Raw genomic sequence first — 18,189 nt, 5'->3', positions numbered from 1 at the left:
CTCAGGCTCCTATCGTCGCGACCAGGACGGCCTTGATGGTGTGCATGCGGTTCTCCGCCTGATCAAAGACGATGGAGCGCCCGGACTCGAAGACCTCTTCGGTGACCTCCATGGCATCAAGGCCGTACTTTTCTTGAACCTCCCGACCCAGGGTCGTCTCCGCGTTGTGGAAGGCCGGCAGGCAGTGCATGAACTTGGCGTGGCGGCTGCCGGTCATCTCCATCACCTCTCGGGTTACCTGGTAGGGTTTCAGAAGTGCGATCCGCTGCTCCCACAGTTCGGCCGGCTCGCCCATGGACAGCCAGACATCGGTGTAGACGTAGTCGCAGCCCCGGACAGCTTCTTCGACGTCCTCCGTCAAGGTGATCTGCGCCTGGGTCTTCTTCGCCAGGGCTTTGCACTGCTCTCTCAGATCTTCATCCGGCCACAGTGCCTCCGGCGCGGCCATTCGGATGTGCATGCCGAGCTTGGCGGCGCCGATCATCAGAGAGTCACCCACGTTGCTGCCGGCATCGCCCAGGAAGCAGAAGCTGACGTCGGAGAGATGCTTATGCGTGAACTCCCGCATCGTCAGAAAGTCGGCAAGAACCTGGGTCGGATGGAAGGCGTCGGTCAGGCCGTTCCAAACCGGGACGCCGGCGAAGTCCGCAAGGTCCTCAGCGGCTGCCTGGCCGAAACCCCTGTATTCGATCCCGTCGTAGATGCGCCCGAGCACGCGGGCCGTATCCTTCATGGTTTCCTTATGACCGATATGGCTGCCGCTGGGGCCGAGGTAGGTGACCTGCGCCCCCTGATCGTAAGCCGCCACCTCGAAACCGGTACGGGTGCGGGTCGAGGCCTTCTCAAAGATGAGGGCAATGTTCTTGCCGGTCAGACGGCGCTGTTCGTAGCCGGCCGCCTTTGCAGCCTTGAGGTCGGCGGCCAGCCGGATCAGATAGCGGATTTGGTTCGGCGTGAAGTCGAGCAAAGTGAGAAAGCTTCGCCCTTTGAGGTTGATCGGCATAGGTCCTCTCCATGCTCCGGGACAAGCGGCTTCTCGCGTCGAGGGGCGCAAACCGGTTTGTCAGACGGGGTCGCGCAGCAGCGGGCAGGTCATGCAGTGCCCGCCGCCGCGGCCACGGCCGAGTTCCGAGCCGTGGATCGTAATCACCTCGATCCCGGCCTTACGCAGTTGGGTGTTGGTGTGGGTGTTGCGGGCGTAGGCGACGACGACACCGGGCTCGAGAGCAACCACATTGTTGCCGTCGTCCCACTGCTCGCGCTCGCGCTCGTAGGCATCGCCACCCGTGAAAATGATCCGCAGTTCGTCAATGCCCAGGCAGTCCGCGACCACGGAAAAGAGGTGTTCTTTCTCCTGCCGGAAATCGATTTCGCTCGACTTGTCGCCGGGCCTCAGGCTGTAGCAGACGATCTCGTCACAGACCGCCTTGTAGGCGGTCGCCAGATCGTAGTCGCAGAGCGAGAACACCGTGTCCAGGTGCATCGCCGCTCGGGATCTCGGCATCTGACAGGCGACAACCCGCTGCGCCGCACCCTGTCTGAACAGCGACCGCGCGACCTGGCCGACAGCCTGCGGAGAGGTGCGCTCCCCCATTCCGATCAGAACCACGCCCTTGCCGAGGGGCATAACGTCGCCGCCTTCGAGCGTCGCCATTCCATGGTCAAGGTCCGGATCGCCCCACCAGACTTTCAGCTCCGCTTGCTGAAACAAGGGGTGAAACTTGTAGATTGCAGTGGTCAGCAGCGTTTCCTGCCTTCGGGCGGACCAAAACAGCGGGTTGAGCGTCACGCCGCCGTAAATCCAGCAGGTCGTATCCCGTGTGAAGATCGTGTTCGGCAAGGGGGGCAGCACAAAACCGTTCGGGCCGAGGTAGCGGCCCAGCATTCCCTTCGGATCGAACGGCAGCTCACCGGCCGCAATGCCCCCGATGAGATAGTCGGGAAGCTCTTTTGCCGGCATCTCGTCCAGCCAGGCGCGAAGCTCCTTACGCATCCCGACGCCGACCTGGTTCTCAGTGATCTTACGGTCGAGCACCCAGGCACGCGCTTGCGGGTCCGTCATGGTCGCCGCGAGCAACGCATGCATTTCCAGCACCTCGACGCCCCGCTCCTCCATCTTGGAGCAGAAGTCATAGTGATCAGTCCGGGCCTGCTGGACCCAGAAGACATCGTCGAAGAGCAGCTCCTCGCAGTTGGCCGGCGTCAGGCGCTCATGCGCCTTGCCCGGCTTGCAGACCAGAACCTTGTGTAGCTTTCCAACTTCCGAATGAACGCCATACGCCGCGGCAACGCCGGCCTTCCGATGCTGATCCATCTCGCTCATCCGATCACCACTCCAACGCTGAGTGCCGCCATGATCATGATGGTGAGGATCAGGCACAGCGGCAGTATGAAACGGAGCCAGCGTTCATAGGGTATGCGGCCGATGGCCAAGGCACCCATGACCACGGCAAAAGTGGGGTTGAAGAAGTTCACAAGGCCGTTGGCCGATTGATAGGCCGTCACCACGAGATCGCGGCCGACGCCGGCGAAGTCGGCAAGCGGCGCCATGATCGGCATTGTCAGGACCGCCAGACCCGATGACGACGGCACGAAGAACGAGAGCGCCACCTCGAGCCAGTACATCGTGTTGATGAAGGCAATGGGCGACATCCCGTCCATGGCTTGAGCCGAATGGAAGAGAATCGTATCGGTCAGATGCCCGGCATCCATCACAACGACGATGCCGCGGGCGACACCGATGATCAGGGCGACTCCAAGCAGTTCCTTGGCACCCTCCACAAAGGCCGTCGTGAAGCCCTCCTCGCCCAGTCCGCCGATCACGCCGACGACGATGGCCGAAACCAGAAAGAGACCGGACATCTCCGCCATCCACCAACCGCCGGCCGCAACGCCCCAGACCATGACGGCGAAGGTGCCGGCAAAGATCAGCAGGATGATCTTCCGCTTCAGGGTGAACTCGGTGACTTCCGAGGTCCTTCCACCTTTCAGGAAGTGCGCCTCATTGGCCTCTTTGCGATCCGCAACAATCGATCTGGACGGATCGCGCCGGACCCTTTCGGCGTAGCGCATGACATAGGCGACGCAGACGAGCCAGCCGACGCCGAGAATGATCAGGCGGAGGCCGATTCCCTCGGTAAAGGCGATGCCGGCGGCGTCGGCGGCGATGACCGTTGCAAAGGCATTCACCGTAGACCCCAAAACGCCCATTGCGGCACCGACCAGGATGATCGCGACGCCGGTCAGCGAATCGTAGCCGGCCGCAATCATGATGGGGATCACAATGGTGTAGAAGGCCAGGGTCTCTTCGGCCATGCCATAGGTCGTTCCGCCAGCGGCAAAGAGGCACATCAGGATCGGAATCATCCACTTTTCCCGGCCTCGAAGCGCCCTCATGGTGCCGGTGATCCCGGCACTGATGGCCCCGGTCTTGGCGACCACCCCGATGAAGCCGCCGAGGACCAGAACGAAGAGCGCAACGTCGATGGCATTGGCCTCGTAGCTGACCGGGTCGTAGAAGCCCGCAATGGGCGCCAGGATTATAGCCCCCAGGCCCTGCGGGCTTGGCTCGACTTCCTGGTAGGTGCCGGGTACCGGCACTTCCCGGTTCAGGGCTTCGTTGAATGCCTGCTCATACTCCCCGGCAGGAACGATCCAGGTGAGACCGGCGACGATAACAATCAATCCAAAAAGGATTGTGTAGGCAGTCGGAAACTTGAAGCGCGGCACAGGGCCGGCAGAATCGCTTGCCAAGAGAGAGCTCCACTTCGGTTCGAATCGCCGCGCTGCGGCGGCCGCTCCCTCTTCTCAAGCGTTCGCATTGCCCAACCAGCCCAGACCACGATGCGGTCCGGCGGATGGGTAAACGGGATCGGAAAGGTTCGACCCCCGCGTCCCGACTCATCACGGCACAACGTGGAGACGGAACGCCTCTGTATTGGAAGCGGCGGTTGCAATGAAGTGTACACTTATGAGGCTGCCGGACCTTGATCTAGGTCATCCGCGCGGCCGGTGGATTGTGAGACAAGAGTTCTTGTTCTTCGGGTCAAGCCCCACTGCTGCAGAACTCATCAGGCAACCTGCGAGACGAGACAGGATCAAGTAGTGCAGCGAAGTGCCTGAGGCCCGATCCGTCAGAACACCGACGCGGTTTCCCTTTGTGTCCCAGCCTCGGCATTTTCGAAGCGTCGGGCTGTTTGGCGTGCCGGAACAAATGACCTTTGACGACTCCGGAACCGGTAGCAACCGCTGAGAACTGGTGATGAAGAGATTCCGAACCATCCTCGTTGTCTTTGTGCTGGGTGTTGCCGCAGCCGCGGCCGGCTACTACTGGTGGCAGGAACGGACCAATCAGTTGCCGGCCAACATCGCAACCGGGAACGGCCGCATCGAGGCTGAAGAAGTGCACGTGGCAGCCAAGTATGCTGGCCGCGTTTCAGAGGTTGTGGTTGACGAGGGCGACATGGTCGAAGCCGGCCAAACGCTGGCCCGCATGGACACGGCAGAACTTGAAGCGAGCCTAGCAAAGGCCGAAGCGGACGTTGCCCAGGCCCTTGAAGCCGTTGCCGAGGCGAGAGCCCAGATCGCCCAGCGCCAGAGCGAGCTGGCCTTTGCCGAGCAGGAACTGGGGCGAGCGGTCTTTCTCGTCCAGAAGGGGCACGTTTCCACCGAGCACCTTGAGCGGCGTCAGACTGAGCGGGACACGGCCAAGGCAACGCTCGAGGCGGCCAATGCCCGACTTTTCAGCACCCAGCGCGCCGTCGAGTCCGCAGCGGCCGAAGCACGGCGGATACAGGCCCAAATCGACGATTCCGTTCTCAAGGCGCCGCGCGAGGGGCGCGTTCAATACCGGCTCGCGCTACCCGGCGAGGTCCTTCCCGACGGCGGCAAGGTCGTCACCTTGCTCGATCTGAGTGATGTCTACATAACGATCTTCCTTCCAACGGCTCAGGTCGGCCGCGTCTTCGTCGGATCGGACGCACGCATTATCCTGGACGCTGTCCCCGAGTTCGTAATCCCCGCGAAGGTCTCCTTCGTGGCCGCCAACGCGCAGTTCACGCCAAGGGAGGTTGAGACGCGGAGCGAGCGCGAGAAGCTCATGTTCCGGATTAAGGTCAAGATCGACCCGGAGCTGCTGCGCGCCCACATCGAGAAGGTGAAGACCGGCCTGCCGGGCGAGGCTTACATCCTGCTCGGCTCCGATGCCGAGTGGCCGGAGCGCTTTGCCGTAAGGCTGCCCCCGGTCTCCACACAATGACCGCAGAACCGACGTCGGCTGTTCGATTGGAAATTGTGAGCCATCGCTATGGCCGCACAAGCGCTCTTGATGCCGTAACGCTCGAACTGCCGGCGGGCAGAACGGTGGGCTTTATCGGTCCTGACGGGGTCGGCAAGTCAACGCTGTTGGCGCTGGTCGCCGGGGCGCGGAGAATCCAGTCAGGGAAAGTGACCGCGCTGGGCGGCGACATGGCCGACTCAGGGCACCGGCGCCGCGTCTGTCCACGGATCGCCTATATGCCGCAGGGACTGGGCAAAAACCTTTACATGGATCTTACGGTTTCGGAGAACTTGGAGTTCTTCGGCCGTCTGTTCGGCCAAGGCCCGAAAGAACGCCACCAGCGCATCGCCGACCTTCTGAGAAGCACCGGCCTTGACCCTTTCCCCGACAGGCCGGCGGGAAAGCTGTCCGGGGGGATGAAACAGAAGCTCGGGCTTTGCTGCGCACTGATCCACGATCCGGACCTTCTGATCCTTGATGAACCGACAACCGGCGTCGACCCCTTGTCGCGCCGCCAGTTCTGGGACCTGATAGACCGGATTCGAAGGCAACGGCCTCACATGGGCGTGCTTGTCGCCACTGCCTATATGGATGAGGCCGAGCGCTTCGACCTCCTCGTTGCCATGAATGAAGGCGCGGTTCTCGCAACCGGCAGCCCCGCGGAGATCAAGGCGAAGGCGAGCGCCGAGACTCTCGAGGACGCCTTCGTCGCGCTTTTGCCGGGCAGTGAGGAGCGCAGCCACCGGCGCTTGACGATCCAACCCCGCAAAGGTCACGACGGGCAGCCCGCCATCGTCGCCGAGGAGCTCACTCGGCGCTTCGGCGACTTCACCGCTGTTGACCGCGTCAGTTTCCGGATCGCGCGCGGTGAGATCTTCGGCTTCCTGGGGTCCAACGGCTGCGGCAAGACCACGACGATGAAGGTGCTGACGGGTCTGTTGCCGGCCTCCGAAGGCAAGGCCTGGCTTTTCGGCGAGGAAACCAAGGCGCACGACCTCGAAACCCGCAAGCGGGTCGGCTACATGTCCCAGGCTTTCTCGCTCTATGCCGAGCTCACGGTACGTCAGAACCTCGATCTGCACGCAAGACTGTTCCACCTGCCGCGTCAGAGCATCCCCGGACGGATCGAAGAACTGATCGTGCGCTTTGGGCTCATCGACTATACCGAGGTCCTGGCGGCGGCCTTGCCTCTGGGTGTCCGCCAGCGGCTGTCGCTGGCAGTCGCCACCATTCACGAGCCTGAGATGCTCATCCTGGATGAGCCAACCTCCGGGGTCGATCCGATTGCCAGGGACAGCTTCTGGGAGCTCCTGATCGACCTTTCGCGCAACCAGGGTGTGACGATCTTCATCTCGACCCACTTCATGAACGAGGCGATGCGCTGTGACAGGATCTCGCTGATGCATGCCGGACAGGTTCTGGCCAGCGACACGCCTGCAGCACTGGTGGCGCAGTGCAGCGCGGAAACGCTGGAGGAAGCCTTTATCGCTTACCTCCAGGGGGCAACCGACCAGGAAGCGGGCGGGCAGCAGACAGGCGGCCATACCGACGCCGACGTCCAAGGCGGCCTCGCGGGGCCGCCGACACCCCAGGTCGATATGCTGTCGCGGCGCGCGGCTCAACGCTTCAGCCCGCGCCGCCTTTTCGCTTACAGTCTCCGGGAATCCATGGAGCTTCTGCGCGACCCGATCCGGCTGACCGTCGCGCTTCTTGGTACAGCGTTCCTGATGCTTGTCTTCGGTTATGGCATCACCTTCGACGTCGAGGATCTCACCTACGCTGTGCTCGACCGCGACCGGACACCAGAGAGCCGCAGCTACCTCGAGGGGCTTGCCGGCTCGCGCTACTTCTTGGAGCAGCCGCCACTGGCGACCCATAGCGAGATGGACCATCGTCTGAAGAGCGGTGACATCTCGCTGGCGATCGAGATACCGCCCAACTTCGGCAAGGACCTGCTGCAAGGCCGGACACCGGAGGTCGCCGCCTGGATCGACGGTTCCATGCCTTTCGCCGCGGAGACGACACGCGGATACCTGGAAGGCCTGCACCGGCACTACCTGACAGAGCTCTCGCGGCGCAATTACGGCGAGGCCCCTGTCTTTCTGCCGGCGGAAATCGAGTCCCGCTACCGCTACAACCAGGACTTCAAGAGCATCTTCGCCATGGTGCCCACGGTCATCGCGCTGATGCTGATGTTCATTCCAGCGATCCTGATGGCCCTCGGCGTGGTCCGTGAAAAAGAACTCGGGTCGATCACCAACCTCTACGTAACGCCGGTGACCCGCCTGGAGTTCCTGTTCGGCAAGCAACTGCCCTACATCGCCCTGGCTATGGCCAACTTCTTCCTGATGTGCGGCCTGGCGGTATTCCTGTTCGGTGTTCCGGTCAGGGGCAGCTTCCTTGCCCTGAGTTTTGGTGCCCTCCTCTACGTGACCGCGACCACCGGGCTTGGCCTGTTCATCTCTTCGTTCACAAGGACCCAGATCGCTGCGCTGTTCGCTACGGCTATCGCCACCACAGTGCCTGCTGTCATGTTCTCCGGCATGATGCAGCCGGTCTCCTCGCTCGACGGCAGCGCAGCTGTTATCGGCCAGGGCTTTCCGACCGGTTACTTCATGACCATCAGTGTCGGCGCCTTTACCAAGGCGCTCGACTTTGCCGACCTCTATCGGGACTTCCTGGCGCTGGCCGTCTTCATCCCCATCCTGACGATCCTCAGCATGGTGTTGCTCAACAAACAGGAGCACTGACTATGCGGCGTCTCGAGAATGTCTACCGGCTGGGTGTGAAGGAGCTGTTCAGCCTGCGGCGCGACATCGTTCTGCTTGCGCTTATCGTCTGGGCCTTCTCCTTCGCCGTCCATACAGCCGCCACCGGGATGTCGCATGAACTGAGAAACGGCTCCATCGCCATCGTCGACGAGGATCGCTCCCAGCTTTCAACGCGCATCGGTCAGGCCTTTTTGCCTCCCTACTTTCGCGAACCCAGGCTGATTTCCTTCAAAGAGATCGATCCTGGAATGGATTCCGGACACTACACTTTCACGCTGGTTATCCCGCACGGCTTCCAGGCCGATGTGCTCGCCGGGCGGCGGCCCGCATTACAGGTCAACATCGACGCCACGGCAATGATGCAGGCGGGCATAGGCGACGGCTACATCGCCAGTATCCTCGCACAGGAGATCAATACGTTCCTGGGGACTCCCGCGACACCCCACCCCGTTGAGCTGAAAGCGCGCTATGCCTTCAATCCGAATATAACGAGTTCCTGGTTTACCAGTGTCACGGAGATCATCAACAACGTCACCATGCTGGCCATCGTTTTGACCGGCGCCGCTTTGATCCGGGAGCGCGAACACGGCACCATCGAACATCTTCTGGTCATGCCCCTGACCCCGATCGAAATCATGGTGGCCAAGGTCTGGGCAAACGGCCTGGTCATTCTCGTTGCCGCGGGCTTGTCGTTGTGGCTGGTGGTCGAAACACTGTTGCAGGTGCCGATCGCCGGCTCAAAAGCGCTTTTTCTCGCGGGAACGGGCCTCTACCTGTTCTTCGCCACGGCCCTCGGCATCTTTCTCGCCACCATTGCCCGCTCGATGCCCCAGTTCGGTCTGCTTTTCATGCTGGTCTTCCTGCCGATGAATCTGCTGTCAGGGGGTGAGACGCCAATCGAAAGCCAGCCGGAGCTTCTGCAGGCCGTCATGCAGGCCGTGCCTTCGACGCATTTCGTAAGCTTCGCGCAAGCCATTCTCTATCGCGGCGCCGGTATCGACATCGTGTGGCCGCAGTTTGCGCTCGTGACGGTGATCGGCGGCCTGTTCTTCGCTTTTGCAGCCGCGCGCTTCAGAAGAAGCATCGCCGTGATGCGATCTTAACCAGATACCGGAGCCAGATACCAGGGCCAGATGCCCGTGCCAGATGCCCATGGCTGACGGTCTTTCTGGAAACAGCAGGCTGGCGCTCGGCCACCTGATCATGTGGGAGCCAACCAGACCGCAAACTGCCCTTCACACGCGGCCCCGCTGTGAGCCGTTTAAAGAGCATGGCTTACGCCGGTCCCCCAATGTGTTCCCATTCGGTGAACTCGACAGCTTCGAAATGAGACGGATCAGAAGACCGCCGTCCTTTCCAACACGTCCAGACAGCATTGAAAGCTGGTCCGGCCGCCGTCGTGCGTCCCTCTCTACTTCATGTGCTGGACCACATCGAAGCCTTCGAAGTGCGGACCGTTGAGATACATATGCCGGTTGCCGCCGGCGGAGCGGTGGGCTTCGCGGAAGGCTTCCGACTTCGTCCAGGCTTCGAAGTCCTCGCGCGTGGCCCAGAGGGTGTGGGAGGAGTAGAGCCGGTAATCCTCGTGCTCGGGTCCCTTGAGCAGGTGGAACTCGACGAAGCCGGGCACGCCCTTCAGCCGGCTGTCACGGCCTTTCCAGACCTCCTCAAACTCGGCTTCGTGACCGTGGCGCACCTGAAAGCGGTTCATGGCGATGTACATGCGATCCTCCAGTGATCCAGGTAAAGGGTTGCTGTGCTTGGTATCTGTGAGACCCGCCATCATGCCGGCACCATGACGGCCCGGCCGGTGGCGGGGTGGCGCATTACCGTGACCCGCAGGCCGAAGGCGGTTTCGAGATTGCGCTCGGTGATAACGGCATCGGGCGCCCCTTCGGCCACGATCGCCCCGCCCTGCAGGATGCAGATGCGGTCGGCATGGAGCGCCGCCAGATTGGGATCGTGCAGGACGGCCAGCACGCCGTGACCGTGATCGGTCAGGCGGCGGGCCGCGGCCAGCGCCGTCTGCTGGTGGGCGATGTCGAGGTTGTTGGTGGGCTCATCGAGCAGCAGATAGCGACTGTCAGGGCCTTCCGGTCTTTTTGCGCCCCCCTCACCACCCTCCGGCCAGACCTGAGCCAGCACACGGGCCAATTGCACCCGCTGCCGCTCGCCGCCGGACAGCGTCGGATAGATGCGCTCGGCGAGGTGTTCGACATCGGCCTCCCTCAGAGCCAACGCCGCAATCCGCAGATCCTCCTGCCGCTCCACCTGACCAGCATAGGGACTGCGGCCCAGCATGACCACGTCGAGCACGCGGAAAGGAAAACTCAGCAGCGGCGCCTGGGGCAGGACAGCCCGCCGCCGGGCCAGCGCCGCAGGCCGCCATTGCCGCAAAGGGCGCTCATCGAGGCTGACGTCGCCGTCCTGCGGCTTCGTGGCGCCGGAGAGCAGATGCAGCAGCGTCGACTTGCCAGCGCCGTTCGGGCCGATGATGGCGAGCACCTCGCCGGGCCGGACGGAGAGGGAAACACCGGCGAGGATCGACTTGGATCCGTAACGAAAGTGAAGGTCCGAAGCCGCGAGCATCACCACATCCCCAGGCCGCGGCGGCGGATCAGCAGCCAGAGAAAGAACGGTCCGCCGATGCAGCTGGTCAGGATACCGACGGGCAGCTCCGCCGGCAGCACTATGGTCCGCGCGACCAGATCGGCCAGCAGCAGCAGCGCCGCGCCTAGGAGGATCGACGCCGGCAGCAGGGTGCGGTGATCCGGGCCGATCATCAGACGCACCAGATGCGGCACCACAAGGCCGATAAAACCGATGACCCCGGTCAGCGCCACCGATGCCCCGACGGCAAGAGCCGCCAGCACGATGATCCAGCGCTTGGTGCGCTCCACGTCGAAGCCGAGGTGCGTGGCCTCCGTCTCGCCGAGAAGAAGCGCGTTGAGCTGACGGGAAAACAGCGCGAGGAGGAGAGTCGGCACCAGGATCAGGGGCGCCGCGGAAAGCAGGCTGCTCCAGGTCACGCCACCGAGGCCGCCGAGCAGCCAGAACTGCAGATCGCGGAGCTGTTGGTCGTCGCTCACAAAAACCAGCAGGCCGATCCCCGCCGCCGCGAGCGCATTGAGCGCGATGCCGGCCAGCAGCATGGTGGCGACCTCGGTACGGCCGTCGCGGCTGGCGATGCGGTAGACCACCAGTGTCGTGGCGAGACCGCCGAGAAACGCAGCCAGGGGCAGGATCGCCGCGCTCAGCCAGACCGGGAGAAAGCCCAGCAGCGCGCCGCCGAACACAATGGCCACACCCGCGGCAAGCGCCGAGCCGGTGGAGACGCCGATGAGGCCGGGATCGGCCAGGGGATTGCGAAAGAGCCCCTGCAGCGCAGCGCCGGCAACGGCCAAGGCAGCACCAGCCAGAAGGGCCAAGACAGCCCGCGGCAGGCGAATGGCCAACAGAACCATCTCCTGCACCCCTTCGTAGCCGCCCATGACGTGGAGACCCAGCTGGCCGAGGAAGATGGCGAGGGTTTCCAACGGGGCAACGGCGACGGCGCCATAGCCCACCGCGAAGAAGAACGCGGCCAACAGGACTGTGGCGAAAGCAGCGAGGGCGTACCTTGACCGCCGCGTCTGCCGTTCCGCCGCCTGGCCGATGTCGACCGCTATTTCCATCGCTGCGGCGGGTCAGTTGGCTGAAGAGGGAATCGACAGCTCCGGGTGCAGACCCGCCGCCAGACTGCGGATGGCCTCGGGCGTGCGGGGCCCGAAGCCCAAGAGGAGCAGGCCGTTCATGGTGATCAGCCGAGCCTCGCGCCCCGCAGGCGTCGCGGCGATCTCAGGCCGCGACAGCAGGTTCTGCTCCCCGCCGAGCAAACCGAGGGTGCGATCCGTCACCAGAAGAACGTCCGGCTCGGCGCCGACCATGGCCTCCGGAGAGAGGGGCTTATAGCCCTCGAAGGCATCGATCGCGTTGCGGCCGCCGGCAAGTTCGATGATGCTGGCGGCCGAGGTCTCGCGCCCGGCCGCCAGCGGTGCGCCCCGTCCGATGGAGAGCAAAAAGAGCACCGAGGGGGTACGCTCGACATCTTGAAGAGCCTCGCCCAGACGCACGAGATCCTGCCGGAGACGACCGGAAACCTTTTGACCTTCTTCTTCGAGGTCGAGGGCCTCTGCGATGACGCTCACCTTCTCGATCACCCCCTCAGGCGAAGGATCGTCCGGTACGATGACCAGCTTGGTGCCGGCGGCGCGAAGCTGGTCGAGCACTGTGGCAGGCCCCGCATCCTCGACGGCCAGCAGCAGGGTCGGCTTCATGGCCAGGATCGGCTCGGCGGAAAGCCGGCGCATATAGCCGACGTCCGGGTGCTCGCGCGCCTCGGGCGGGTGCAGGCTGGTGCTGTCCACGGCGATCAGCCGGTCGCCCGCCCCCAACGCGTAGATGATCTCGGTGATCGAACCGCCGACGGAGACAACACGGCTGCCGTCCTCCGTGCCGGCCTCTCCGAAGACCGGCTGGGCAGGCAGTGCCGCCAGAAACAGCATAAGGGATGCGAAGCCCGCACGGAGAAAACTGCAGCGCAAAACGCTTATGCTCATATGGACACCGTTCCGGCGCAAACCCGCCGCCTCCTGATCACCAGTTGAGGGCATAACTGACCAAACCCTTGAAGTTGCGCCCGGCCTCCTTCGAGCCGGTGAAGACCCGCGCGTAGTTCTTGTCGAAGGCATTGTCGACGCCGACGTCGAGGCGAAGGCCCTGAAGCAGTCCGGCGGAGGGCTGCCAGGCGAAATAGAAGTCGTTGACGGTATAGCCGGAACGCTCTTCATCGGGGTCGTCGACCTTGTCGAAGGTGTCGGCCACCAGCAGCCGCCAGCCGACGATGGAATCGATCTCAGGCAGCTTGACCGCCGTGTTCAGGGTGTACTGGTCGGGCGTCAGCAAACCCAGCTTGTCGCCCGTATCCGCGTCTTCGCCGTCGATGGTGGAGAAACCGAAGGAGAACAGAAAGCGGTCGATCTCGTAAGAAGCTTCGACCTCCGTGCCCCAGAGTTCCGCCTCGGCGACGTTGTCAACCTCGGTCGTGCCGTCGCAGTCACCGGGAATGAAGGGATTACACTCGGCAAAGGGGGCGGGCTGATTGACCGAGAGATCGATGAAGTCGTCGCCCCAGATGCGGAAGTGCGAGGCTTTCACCTGAAAGCGGTCGTTCCTGGTGAGGATGCTGTCGAAATCGAGCCCGCCGCCGAACTCGATGGTGCGTGTCGTCTGGGGCTTCAGATCAGGATTGGGCACGAAGCGGTTGATCGCGGAAGCACCCGGGGGAAGGCCGGTAATCTCGAAGTGCAAGCCGGTCAGAAAGAGTTCATCAAGGGTCGGGGCACGGAATGCGTGAGCGTAGTTTGCGAAGACCATCAGCCAGTCGTTCGGCAGATAGCTGACGCCGATCCGCGGCGAAATCTCGTCCTCGCTGGTGTCATCGGAAGCCACAGAGCTCGACACGCTGAAATCGTCGTAGCGGATGCCGGGGATGATCAGCAGGTCACCGGGAATGACCCCGAAAGGCTCGGTCACCGTGATCTCCGCCTGCGCATAGATACCATAGAAGTCGGCATCCGCGTCGGGAACACCGTCCCGCTCGTCGGAACCCGCGGCGCCGTCCTGCTCATCCCGGTAGAATTCTCCGCCATAGGTGAAGGTGGTGACGATGTCCTCGGCAAACTCCACCCGCGAGCGGTTGTCGAGGCGGAAACCGATGGTGTCGACATCGCGCTTCAGCACTTCACCGGTCGGCCCCAGACCGAGGTCGTCGAGACGGATCTCGTCGGCCTGGGAGTCTGTGTAGTAGGTCAGGAAATCCAGATCGAAGAGATTATCGTCCGGGTTCTTGTAGCTGTAGGCCGCACGGTAGGTGGTGGAGCGGATGTCCTTGTCAACCACGTCGTCGGCGTCGGGATCCTGGCCATTGTTCGGCTCCTCGGCATCGTTGGTGAAGGCGACGACCGAGCCCTCAATGCGGTGGTGATCGGCAAAGCCATAGCTGCCCTTTACCAGACCGGAAATGATCTCGTCGTCCGTCGCATCGAGTTCGCTTCCGTCGCCGAGCTCGATGGATCCGGAATCGCGCCTCGTGATGCTGCCGATGAGATCCAGCCCCTCCATCGGGGTCGTATAGGCCGTGAAGGTCCCCAGCCGCTCCCGGTTGACGCTCTGGTAACCGGCGGAGACGGAGGCGCCGAGGGTTTCGCCGGGTGCAAGCAGGTCGCCCGCGTCCACCGTGCGGAACTCGATGACGCCGCCAGTGCCGCCGCTGCCGTAGAGCGAGGAGGCCGGCCCGCGCAGCACCTCGACCTGCTTCAGCAGGCTGGGGTCGATGAAAAAGCGTCCGTCGTGCGCCGACCCGAAGTTCTGGCGCGCACCATCGAAGAGAACGACCACATCGGGACCGTCGAAGCCGCGAATGCTCGGCACCTCGCCGGTGCGGCGCGGGCCGCCGGTGAACTCGACGTTCGGCACGAAGCGCAGGACGTCGTCGGGCGTCGAAGGCTGCAGGGTCTGAATCTGCTCGCGGTCGATCACCGTCACCATGCCCGGATACTCGAAAGCACGGATCGGATTGCGCGTTGCCGTCACCGAAATCGCATCCATCTGCACCGGCTGACCTGTCGCTCCTTCCGCCGTCTCGCCCACTGCCGTCTCGCCCACTGCCGTCTCGCCTGTTGCCGTCTCGCCCGCTTCGGCCTCGGTCGTTGTGGCACCGCCCGGTGATGCGGCGCCCTCCTCGCCCGTCTGGGCCATCACCGCCGCTGGGTTCGTAACCGTGATCAAAAGTGCTGCCACCGCGCAGCTCGTCCTTGGCAATGCCATTCCAACCCCCTCTGCTGCCTTCCTTGCGAAGGTGCGTCCTGGCTGGCTGCCATGCGCCGGGTCGGCTTTCGGTGGCTGGCTTGGACCTCTGTCATGTCTCTCAACAACCGCATGGCGGACTTTCTATCGTCCCCGGGCTGTCTTCGTGGTTATGAGCTTTGTTCTCTGTTCAGGCGCTACTTCGTCAGAATCAGTTTTCCCTTGCTGGTATGACGCAGGCGATAGTCCTCACCGCCGTGCGTGACGATCACCTCCTTGGCGCCGGCGAAAAGATCGCTGCTGGACACGCGCCGGACCGCAAAGCGGCTTCCTGGCACTGAGCGCGTCATCGGCACCTGCCCTCCCGGCTTCTGCGTTGGGTCCTTGCTTTGCCCCATGAACTCCGGCTTCGCCCTCGCCCAAGCGGTGGAAAGTCTTTGATGAACAAAGGCTAATAGCGCATCTTCTCGATATTTGCAAATGACTCTCATTCTCATAATGCCTTGCGATTGTAGAAGAGCTGCTCCGCGTCCTCAGGCGATCATTCCAGGCGGGGCTTGGCCCGACCCGGCTTAGCGCAGCGAGAAATCCACCGGCACCACAAGAGCAAGCCGGGCGCCGGCCATGTCGTCCGGGAACCCCGGCAGGGGCTGGGCCCGCTCGATCATCTCTTTCACCTCCCGGTCCAGCAGCTTGTACCCGGAAGTCTGCTTGATGCTGAAATCGAGGACCTGGCCGTCGCGGTCCATCACGAAGTAGAGAAATGCCGTCCCCTCCTGCCCTCGCAGACGGGCGCCACGCGGATACTTCTTGTGCCGTTCCAGCCAGGCCAGAAGCTCGGCCATGTAGTCAGGGGTTGCGGCCGGCTGGCCGCCGGCGCTGGCGGCCGTCGCGTCGCCGGCGTCCGGGCTTGCCTGGGTCCCCGAGCGGCCGCCCGCGCCCGCCGGTGCCGTCGTTGCGGTCTCTGCGGTGGTGTCCGCTTTCGGCAGCGCGGCCGTTTCCGTTTTCCGCACAGCCTGACTTACCGGAGATGCCGGCGACTGGGCACCCTGAGGAGACTGGGCCGCCTGAACGCTCTTAGCCGGCACCGGCTCCCTGGCGGGGCGCTGCGGCGGCGCAGGCTTACGCTGCGGCTTCGGCGGCACGGCGACGGGTGCCGCTGCGGCTACCGCGGTTTCGAGCGGGGGCGAGGTCTCTGCAGCCTCGACAGGGACTGCCGCAGCCTCGGGCGGCGCCTCGACGCTTTCTGCGGTTTGCGCAGGCAAAACCGGCTCCGCTTGGTTTGCAGCCTCTTCGGCAACCGCGTCGTCGACCTCGTCCGCTTCGATTGCGGGCTCGGGCACCGCTTCGGGTGGGACCTCCGCGGCGAGGTCCGCCGACACGGCGGCGGCCTCTTCGGGACTGGCCGCTGTCTCTGCCTTGGGCAGGTCGGCCTCCGCAGGCGTCGGGCTGCCCGGCGCCCCACCGGCCTGACCGAGGGAAACGGCGATGCCGCCGATACCGCTCTCCCGCGCGCCGGACGTTGGCGCCTGCCAGAGGATCGCGGCGGCAAGGCCCAGGTGCAGCAGCAAGGCCGCCGAGAGCGCAAAGGCCCAGTGCCGTTTCGCGACCCGCATCACGACTTCGACCCCACGGTCAAGAGCTGCAGCCGCTCGACGCCTGCTTCGCGCAGCAACTCCATCACCACCACGACCTGCAGGGCAGAGGCCCCGCCGTCCGCCTTCAACCGAACCTGCAAGCCTTCTGCACCGGCAAGACGCTGCGCCACCTGCGCCTTCAGGGCAGACTCGTCAAGGGGCGTGCCGTTGACGGCCAGGCGTCCGTCAGCGGCGATCTGAACGACGATATCCTGCGTTGCCGCCGGTCCCTCGCTCACCGATTGAGGCGGTGTGATCTGGAACGGGTCGGTGGCGGAGAAACGTCCCGCCAGCATGAAGAAGATCAGCAGCAGAAAAACGATGTTGATGAGCGGGAGGATTCGCTCATCGTCGTTTCGGGCGCGCGGCGGCTGAAACTGCATCTGATGCCTCAGCGCGCCCGGATCAGAGAGACATCCGTCGTCCCTGCCGCCGCCAGCCGGTCGAGGATTTGCACTACACGCTGCAGGGCAACGCCCTCGGCGGGCCTGACCAGAACCCGCTGGTCCGGCGCCTCACGCGCTCGCGCGGCGACCCGCGTCGCCAGCGTATCGATGGAAAGGACTTCCCCGGAGAGCCGCAGACGCGCCGGCAGGACCTCCACGAGAAGCGCCCCTTCCATCGCGGCGCCCGCGGAGGTCCGGGCCGGCGCGCTGAGATCGATGGCGCGCCAATCCAGAAAGCTCGAGGCGAGCATGAAGAACACCAGCAGGATGAAGACCACGTCGATAAGGGGCGTCAGGCTGACCAGGGCGCGGCGGCGACCGGACCTATCGGCCAGCCGCCGCGACTGAGGGCAGGCGGTTCGAACCATGCTGCTCCCCTTCCTTCCTGTCGCCGGACAGCGGCACGGAGAAACTTCCCGAGAGATCCTCCGTAAAGACCTGGGTCACGATGCTGTCCATTTCGTGCGCCAAGCTGTCGACCCTCCGTTCCAGCCAGTTGAGCATTGCGACCACCGGAATGGCCACGGCGAGACCCACGGCCGTCGTCAGAAGCGCTTCCCAGATGCCGCCGGAGAGAATGGCCGGGTTCACTTGGTTACCCGCCTGCTCCAACTGCCGGAATGCCTCGATCATCCCCAGGACAGTGCCGAACAGTCCCAGGAGCGGTGCCAGGGACGCGATCACCTCGAGCGGTCGGAACCCGGCCCTCAGGGACTCCAGAACATCACGGCCAAAGCGCAGCACCTCTTCGCGCACCATGCTCTCGTCGACGCCCCGCCGCTGCCCGCGGATGGCCTGCGCCAGGGCCTGCACCACCGGGCTGCGTGCATCCGCCATCAGGGACAAAGCCTCATCGGACCTGCCGGCGCGGTAGAGCCGCAGGGCCTCGCGCGCCGTCCGGCGTTCACCGAGACGCACAGAGCCGAACTGCCAGATCTTCAAGATGACAATGGTCAGCGCGATCACTGACATGACCAGGAGAATGGCCACCACCGGTCCGCCGGTCTGGAGCAGGTCCAGGGCGCGCTCGGTCATGGTCGCAGGATCGCCGGCAAGGAAACCGGGAGCCATGCCCGCTTCCATGGCGGCTTGCGTTTCGTCATTCATCGACGCGGCTCTCTCTTGATTTGGTCTTTGCGCAGCACGGAACCTTCGCCAGGCGAGCGCCATAATGAGAAGGCGACTCATTTTCATCACATCTTGGCTGGCAT

Annotated in this window: 16 protein-coding genes; 3 read left to right on the top strand and 13 right to left on the bottom strand. The window is 63.8% G+C overall.

Features of this window, described 5'->3' with window-relative positions:
• Position 1 precedes the first annotated feature (1 nt).
• The 3 genes from argF to ACO06P_RS23640 are packed head-to-tail and all read right to left on the bottom strand — an operon-like array spanning position 2 to position 3,753.
• Positions 2-1,003: an ornithine carbamoyltransferase gene (gene argF / locus ACO06P_RS23650; protein ID WP_420347672.1), complete on the bottom strand. Its 1,002-nt coding sequence runs from the start codon at positions 1,001-1,003 to the stop codon at positions 2-4.
• A gap of 60 nt (positions 1,004-1,063) precedes the next feature.
• Complete coding sequence (arcA, locus tag ACO06P_RS23645) at positions 1,064-2,323, bottom strand: arginine deiminase (RefSeq protein WP_420347671.1); 1,260 nt, start codon at positions 2,321-2,323, stop codon at positions 1,064-1,066.
• The gene (locus tag ACO06P_RS23640; RefSeq protein WP_420347670.1) at positions 2,320-3,753 is read right to left on the bottom strand and encodes a YfcC family protein; all 1,434 of its coding nucleotides are present in this window, start codon (positions 3,751-3,753) and stop codon (positions 2,320-2,322) included. The genes arcA and ACO06P_RS23640 overlap by 4 nt, the downstream gene beginning before the upstream one ends.
• Before the next feature lie 508 nt (positions 3,754-4,261).
• Here ACO06P_RS23640 and ACO06P_RS23635 point away from each other — a divergent pair.
• The 3 genes from ACO06P_RS23635 to ACO06P_RS23625 are packed head-to-tail and all read left to right on the top strand — an operon-like array spanning position 4,262 to position 9,152.
• The gene (locus tag ACO06P_RS23635; RefSeq protein ID WP_420347669.1) at positions 4,262-5,257 is read left to right on the top strand and encodes an HlyD family secretion protein; all 996 of its coding nucleotides are present in this window, start codon (positions 4,262-4,264) and stop codon (positions 5,255-5,257) included.
• The gene (rbbA, locus tag ACO06P_RS23630; protein ID WP_420347668.1) at positions 5,254-8,028 is read left to right on the top strand and encodes a ribosome-associated ATPase/putative transporter RbbA; all 2,775 of its coding nucleotides are present in this window, start codon (positions 5,254-5,256) and stop codon (positions 8,026-8,028) included. The genes ACO06P_RS23635 and rbbA overlap by 4 nt, the downstream gene beginning before the upstream one ends.
• A gap of 2 nt (positions 8,029-8,030) precedes the next feature.
• Complete coding sequence (locus ACO06P_RS23625; RefSeq protein WP_420347667.1) at positions 8,031-9,152, top strand: ABC transporter permease; 1,122 nt, start codon at positions 8,031-8,033, stop codon at positions 9,150-9,152.
• A 308-nt stretch (positions 9,153-9,460) separates the two neighbouring features.
• Here ACO06P_RS23625 and ACO06P_RS23620 read toward each other — a convergent pair whose 3' ends face one another.
• From ACO06P_RS23620 to ACO06P_RS23575, 10 genes are all read right to left on the bottom strand, one after another.
• Complete coding sequence (locus ACO06P_RS23620; protein WP_420347666.1) at positions 9,461-9,772, bottom strand: antibiotic biosynthesis monooxygenase family protein; 312 nt, start codon at positions 9,770-9,772, stop codon at positions 9,461-9,463.
• Positions 9,773-9,831: 59 nt separating this feature from the next.
• Positions 9,832-10,638, bottom strand: coding sequence for a heme ABC transporter ATP-binding protein (locus ACO06P_RS23615; protein ID WP_420347665.1), 807 nt, complete (start codon positions 10,636-10,638; stop codon positions 9,832-9,834).
• A complete protein-coding gene (locus ACO06P_RS23610; RefSeq protein ID WP_420347664.1) occupies positions 10,638-11,723 on the bottom strand; it encodes a FecCD family ABC transporter permease in 1,086 nt (361 codons plus the stop codon). The genes ACO06P_RS23615 and ACO06P_RS23610 overlap by 1 nt, the downstream gene beginning before the upstream one ends.
• Positions 11,724-11,735: 12 nt before the next feature.
• Positions 11,736-12,647 carry a heme/hemin ABC transporter substrate-binding protein gene (locus ACO06P_RS23605; protein WP_420347663.1) on the bottom strand — a complete coding sequence of 304 codons (912 nt, stop codon included), beginning with the start codon at positions 12,645-12,647 and terminating at the stop codon, positions 11,736-11,738.
• A gap of 37 nt (positions 12,648-12,684) precedes the next feature.
• Positions 12,685-14,889, bottom strand: a complete 2,205-nt coding sequence (locus tag ACO06P_RS23600; RefSeq protein WP_420347662.1) for a TonB-dependent hemoglobin/transferrin/lactoferrin family receptor — start codon at positions 14,887-14,889, stop codon at positions 12,685-12,687.
• A gap of 203 nt (positions 14,890-15,092) precedes the next feature.
• Complete coding sequence (gene hemP / locus ACO06P_RS23595) at positions 15,093-15,245, bottom strand: hemin uptake protein HemP (protein ID WP_420347661.1); 153 nt, start codon at positions 15,243-15,245, stop codon at positions 15,093-15,095.
• Between the two features lie 222 nt (positions 15,246-15,467).
• Positions 15,468-16,511: a TonB family protein gene (locus ACO06P_RS23590; protein WP_421935206.1), complete on the bottom strand. Its 1,044-nt coding sequence runs from the start codon at positions 16,509-16,511 to the stop codon at positions 15,468-15,470.
• Positions 16,511-16,915, bottom strand: coding sequence for an ExbD/TolR family protein (locus ACO06P_RS23585; protein WP_420347659.1), 405 nt, complete (start codon positions 16,913-16,915; stop codon positions 16,511-16,513). Before ACO06P_RS23585 ends, ACO06P_RS23590 begins: the two co-directional genes overlap by 1 nt.
• Before the next feature lie 8 nt (positions 16,916-16,923).
• Complete coding sequence (locus ACO06P_RS23580; RefSeq protein WP_420347658.1) at positions 16,924-17,346, bottom strand: ExbD/TolR family protein; 423 nt, start codon at positions 17,344-17,346, stop codon at positions 16,924-16,926.
• Positions 17,303-18,085, bottom strand: a complete 783-nt coding sequence (locus tag ACO06P_RS23575; RefSeq protein ID WP_420347657.1) for a MotA/TolQ/ExbB proton channel family protein — start codon at positions 18,083-18,085, stop codon at positions 17,303-17,305. The genes ACO06P_RS23580 and ACO06P_RS23575 overlap by 44 nt, the downstream gene beginning before the upstream one ends.
• Positions 18,086-18,189 lie beyond the last annotated feature (104 nt).

Source organism: Pelagibius sp. (assembly GCF_965227505.1).
Taxonomy (GTDB): Bacteria; Pseudomonadota; Alphaproteobacteria; order Kiloniellales; family Kiloniellaceae; genus Pelagibius.
This window is presented reverse-complemented; position numbering and strand designations above follow the sequence as displayed.

Excerpts from the sequence above, each read along its gene's own strand:
- ACO06P_RS23585 (WP_420347659.1), bottom strand. The coding sequence starts at position 16,915 with ATGCAGTTTCAGCCGCCGCGCGCCCGAAACGACGATGAGCGAATCCTC.
- hemP (WP_420347661.1), bottom strand. The coding sequence starts at position 15,245 with ATGACGCGCTCAGTGCCAGGAAGCCGCTTTGCGGTCCGGCGCGTGTCC.
- arcA (WP_420347671.1), bottom strand. The coding sequence starts at position 2,323 with ATGAGCGAGATGGATCAGCATCGGAAGGCCGGCGTTGCCGCGGCGTAT.
- ACO06P_RS23620 (WP_420347666.1), bottom strand. The coding sequence starts at position 9,772 with ATGTACATCGCCATGAACCGCTTTCAGGTGCGCCACGGTCACGAAGCC.
- ACO06P_RS23635 (WP_420347669.1), top strand. The coding sequence starts at position 4,262 with ATGAAGAGATTCCGAACCATCCTCGTTGTCTTTGTGCTGGGTGTTGCC.
- ACO06P_RS23590 (WP_421935206.1), bottom strand. The coding sequence starts at position 16,511 with ATGCGGGTCGCGAAACGGCACTGGGCCTTTGCGCTCTCGGCGGCCTTG.
- ACO06P_RS23615 (WP_420347665.1), bottom strand. The coding sequence starts at position 10,638 with ATGCTCGCGGCTTCGGACCTTCACTTTCGTTACGGATCCAAGTCGATC.
- ACO06P_RS23610 (WP_420347664.1), bottom strand. The coding sequence starts at position 11,723 with ATGGAAATAGCGGTCGACATCGGCCAGGCGGCGGAACGGCAGACGCGG.
- ACO06P_RS23605 (WP_420347663.1), bottom strand. The coding sequence starts at position 12,647 with ATGAGCATAAGCGTTTTGCGCTGCAGTTTTCTCCGTGCGGGCTTCGCA.
- ACO06P_RS23580 (WP_420347658.1), bottom strand. The coding sequence starts at position 17,346 with ATGGTTCGAACCGCCTGCCCTCAGTCGCGGCGGCTGGCCGATAGGTCC.
- ACO06P_RS23575 (WP_420347657.1), bottom strand. The coding sequence starts at position 18,085 with ATGAATGACGAAACGCAAGCCGCCATGGAAGCGGGCATGGCTCCCGGT.
- rbbA (WP_420347668.1), top strand. The coding sequence starts at position 5,254 with ATGACCGCAGAACCGACGTCGGCTGTTCGATTGGAAATTGTGAGCCAT.
- ACO06P_RS23625 (WP_420347667.1), top strand. The coding sequence starts at position 8,031 with ATGCGGCGTCTCGAGAATGTCTACCGGCTGGGTGTGAAGGAGCTGTTC.
- argF (WP_420347672.1), bottom strand. The coding sequence starts at position 1,003 with ATGCCGATCAACCTCAAAGGGCGAAGCTTTCTCACTTTGCTCGACTTC.